The 4,109-nt window shown below is 71.5% G+C and carries 4 protein-coding genes and 1 pseudogene; all 5 read left to right on the top strand.

Features of this window, described 5'->3' with window-relative positions:
- A pseudogene (locus MTQ10_RS28475) lies at nucleotides 1-251 on the top strand (hypothetical protein); the annotation flags it as partial.
- On the top strand, nucleotides 248-1,012 hold the full coding sequence (locus tag MTQ10_RS28480) for an IclR family transcriptional regulator (RefSeq protein ID WP_247473215.1): 765 nt from the start codon (nucleotides 248-250) through the stop codon (nucleotides 1,010-1,012). The pseudogene MTQ10_RS28475 and the gene MTQ10_RS28480, both read left to right, overlap by 4 nt.
- A 46-nt stretch (nucleotides 1,013-1,058) precedes the next feature.
- A complete protein-coding gene (locus tag MTQ10_RS28485; RefSeq protein WP_247473216.1) occupies nucleotides 1,059-1,469 on the top strand; it encodes a RidA family protein in 411 nt (136 codons plus the stop codon).
- A 49-nt stretch (nucleotides 1,470-1,518) separates the two neighbouring features.
- Nucleotides 1,519-2,331: a hypothetical protein gene (locus MTQ10_RS28490; RefSeq protein WP_441351008.1), complete on the top strand. Its 813-nt coding sequence runs from the start codon at nucleotides 1,519-1,521 to the stop codon at nucleotides 2,329-2,331.
- Nucleotides 2,332-2,513: 182 nt separating this feature from the next.
- On the top strand, nucleotides 2,514-3,833 hold the full coding sequence (locus tag MTQ10_RS28495; RefSeq protein WP_247473218.1) for an Nramp family divalent metal transporter: 1,320 nt from the start codon (nucleotides 2,514-2,516) through the stop codon (nucleotides 3,831-3,833).
- Nucleotides 3,834-4,109: the final 276 nt, after the last annotated feature.

Genomic DNA, 4,109 nt, shown 5'->3' on the forward strand with positions numbered 1-4,109 from the left:
TCACCACCCCCGCCGACCTCGCCGCACCCCCCGCCACCGGCCACGCCGACCGTCTCGCCGCGCTCGACGAGACCGCGTGGGGGACACTGCGACTCGGCCCCGGCTGGACCCGGGAGGCCCGGACCGACGAGGCCGGGCCGGCCGGAAGCGCCGCGGACACCCCGGAGGCCGCGGAGGTCCGGGCCGCGGCGGACACCCCGGAGGCCGCGGAGGTCCCGGAGGCCGACGAGGAGGAGGTCCCCACCCCATGAGCCAGACCGTCGACCGCGCCCTGAGCATCCTCCCGATGCTCGCCGAGGGCCCCGCCGACCTCGGCCAGGTCGCCGCACGTCTCGGCGTGCACAAGTCCACGGCCCTGCGCCTGCTGCGCACCCTCCACGAACACGGCCTGGTCTACCGCCAGTCCGACCAGCGCTACCGCCTCGGCGCCCGCCTCTTCGCCCTCGCCCAGGAGGCGATGGAGAGCCTCGACATCCGCGAGATCGCCCACCCCCACCTCGTACGCCTCAACGAGGAGTGCGGCCACACCGTGCACCTCGCCGTGCACGAGGAGGGCGAGGTCCTCTACATCGACAAGGTCGACAGCCGCTACCCGGTCCGCATGTACTCCCGTATCGGCAGACCGGTCGCCGTCACCGTCGCCGCCGTCGCCAAACTCCTCCTCGCCGACCTGCCCGAGCCCGAGCGGCGCGCCCTCGCGGAGAAGCTCGACTACCCCCGCTACACGCCCCGTTCGACCCCCGACGCCGCCGCCTTCCTGGCCGAGCTGGAACGGGTGCGCGAACAGGGCTGGGCCACCGACCTCGGCGGCCACGAGGAGTCCATCAACTGCGTCGCCGCACCCGTGCGCGGGGCCGACGGCAGGGTCGTCGCCGCCATGTCGGTGTCCGCGCCCAACGTCGTCGTCACCGCCGAGGGACTCCTCGCCCTGCTCCCGCTGGTACGCCGTACAGCGGACGCGATCAGCGGCGAGTACTCCGGCCGGACCCCTGTCACGGACGGCACCTCGTGACCGGCCGGGCAGGCACCACCCCGACGACCGACAAGGAAGGCACCCCGTGACCGAGAAGACCGCCGTCACCCCGAAGACCCACACACCGCCGCCCGCGAAGTTCTCCCACGGCGTGCGCAAGGGCAACATCCTCCAGGTCGCCGGGCAGGTCGGCTTCCTCCCCGCCGAGGACGGCGAACCGCCCACACCGGCCGGCCCCACGCTGCGCGAGCAGACCCTCCAGACCCTCGCCAACGTCAAGTCGGTGCTGGAGGAGGGCGGCGCCGGCTGGGACGACGTCATGATGATCCGCGTCTACCTCACGGACACCGCGCACTTCGCCGAGATGAACGACATCTACAACGCGTACTTCGAGGAGCAGAACCTCACCGCGCCCCCCGCCGCCCGCACCACCGTGTACGTCGGCCTGCCCGCCGGGCTGCTCATCGAGATCGACGCCCTCGCGGTCCTGGACTGACGCGCGACGGGGCCTGAAGAGCCTCTTCGTGTGAACCCTTCGTGTAACGATGCAGGGGCTGGCTGTGTGTGACACAGGATCGTCGACCATACTGCCCGCTGTGGAGCAGCAGCGCATAGGTTCGAGCAGCCAGCCCCTGAAGGGCGAGCCCGTGTTGGGTGCCGGTTTCGACCCGGCCTTCATCCCCGGGATCACCGCCCCGGCGAAGAAGGAGCCGGAGGACGCCGAGCCGGGGACGGAGCCGGAGACGGACGGCGCCGCCGAGACCGCGTCCACGGCCGACGCGCCCGACGCCGAGCCCGGCGAGGAGGCCGCCACGGCCGCGGCGGACGCCGATGAGGAGACCGACGGCGAGGACGAACCCGCCCCCGACGGGCCCGTCTTCGAGGCCGCCGACCGCCGGGCGCGCATCGTCGCCGACCACCGGGGTGTCCGGCTCGCCCTCGACGACCAGGAGTGCGAGTTCCGCTGGGACGAGATCGGCGCGGTGGAGACGGCGACGCCCCGCTTCGGCAAGCGGTTCACGGTCACCGTCCACACGCCGGAACGCCGCTGGTACCCCATCGAGGTCGAGGCGAAGGCCCGGTCGGACTTCAAGCGCTGGGAAGCGGAACTGGACGCCGTCCTCGACGCCTACTTCGACGACGGAGAGTCGGACAGCAAGCCCGCCGACGAGGCGGTGTTCGACGACAAGCCGAAGTCCGACGACAAGGCGCAGTCCGACGACAAGGCGCAACCGGACGGCGAGGCGCGCCCGGCCGGCGAGCCGGCGAAGGACACCGAAGACGCCGGAGCGGCCAAGAAGGAGCCCGAGGACGCAAAGGCCGAGAAGGCGAAGTCCGGCGCGGAGGACCCCGAGTAGGGGACCGGCCCGCCCCGGCGGTCGGCCGCCCGGACGAAGCGAGCGGTGCGGAGGCTCGACGGCCCCCGCACCGCTCGATCGTGCGCGCGTGAATCGAAGATCTGCGGGAGAAACCCGGGACACGGTGTGAACCGGACGCGGGCCCTCTTGTCCCCGCTGTGATCGTGCGCTTACTTGACGCCATGGTGGACACCACGGGAAACACCACGGACGCACACGTCACATCACCTGAACCCCCGCTCCGCAAGCCGAGTTGGCGGCACATCGGCCCCGGCATCGTCGTCGCGGCCACCGGTGTCGGCGCCGGTGACCTCGTCGCCACCCTCATCGCCGGCAGCAACTTCGGCTACACCCTGCTGTGGGCGGCCGTCGTCGGCTGCCTGGTGAAGATCTCCCTCGCCGAGGCCGCCGGCCGCTGGCACCTGGCCACCGGCCGCACCCTGTTCGACGGCTGGGCGAGCCTCGGCCGCTGGACGACCTGGTTCTTCGCCGTGTACGTCGTCGTCTGGGGCTTCGTCTACGGCGCCGCCGCGATGTCCTCCAGCGCGCTGCCCCTCCAGGCGCTGTTCCCCGACGTGATGGACCTCAAGTGGTGGGGCGTCGCCTGCGGCCTGGTGGGCCTGGTCTTCGTCTGGTTCAACAAGTACGCCGTGTTCGAGAAGGTCATGACGGTCCTCGTCGGCGTCATGTTCGTGGTGACGGTGTACCTCGCGATCCGTGTCGCACCGAACGCCGGGCACGCCTTCGCCGGCCTGCTGCCCGTCCTGCCCGACGAGAAGGACTCCGTCCTCAACACCCTCGGCCTGATCGGCGGGGTCGGCGGCACCATCACCCTCGCCGCGTACGGCTACTGGGTCAACGCCAAGGGCTGGACGGACATCGGCTGGCTCAAGGTCATGCGCCTCGACAACCGCGTCGCCTACCTCACCACCGGCATCTTCGTCGTCGCGATGCTGTTCGTCGGCGCGGAACTCCTGCACTCCGCGAACATCGCCCTCGCGGGCGGCGACAAGGGGCTGATCCAGCTCGGCGACATCCTGGAGGACAAGTACGGCACCGCCACCGCCAAGTTCTTCCTCATCGGCTTCTTCGCCACGTCGTTCACCTCCCTCATCGGCGTCTGGCACGGCGTCAGCCTGATGTTCGCCGACTTCGTCGCCCGCCTCCGCGCCGGCGACGAGGCGAAGGCCGAGAAGATCGCCACCGGCGAACGCGAACGCTCCTGGCCGTTCCGCGTCTACCTCCTCTGGCTGACGTTCCCGCCCATCGCCCTGCTCTTCCAGGGCCAGCCGTTCCGCCTGGTCATCGTCTACGGCGTGCTCGGCGCCGCCTTCATGCCGTTCCTGGCGCTCACCCTGGTGTGGCTCCTGAACTCCGCCCGCACCCCGTCCCCGTGGCGCAACGGCCTCCTCAGCAACGCCATGCTCACCGTCGCCGGCCTCCTCTTCCTGGTCCTGTGCGTGAAGCAGATCTGGGACCAGCCGTGGTCGGAGTTCTTCTAGGGCGCGACGCCCGGGCATGCGTCCGGCGCCGGGCGGCCGTGCCCGGCGCGCGGGGCCCGAGGAGACGTGCCGTACGCCGGGGCCGGGGCCCGCGTAGTCGCGGCCATGCAGCGATGCGCACCCCACTCGCACTCGGCCGCATCCTCGCAGGTCAGGTGCCTGCATGCCGGCGCGCATCAATGCAGGGCGCGCATACACGGCAAACCTTGGCGATCCCTCTCGACCTTCCTGCACGCTTCTGCCGCGGCGGCGATCACGCCCCGCCGGACCCCCCCG

The sequence above is a fragment of the Streptomyces sp. XM83C genome (assembly GCF_023072675.1).
In the GTDB taxonomy this organism is placed as follows: domain Bacteria; phylum Actinomycetota; class Actinomycetes; order Streptomycetales; family Streptomycetaceae; genus Streptomyces; species Streptomyces thermocoprophilus.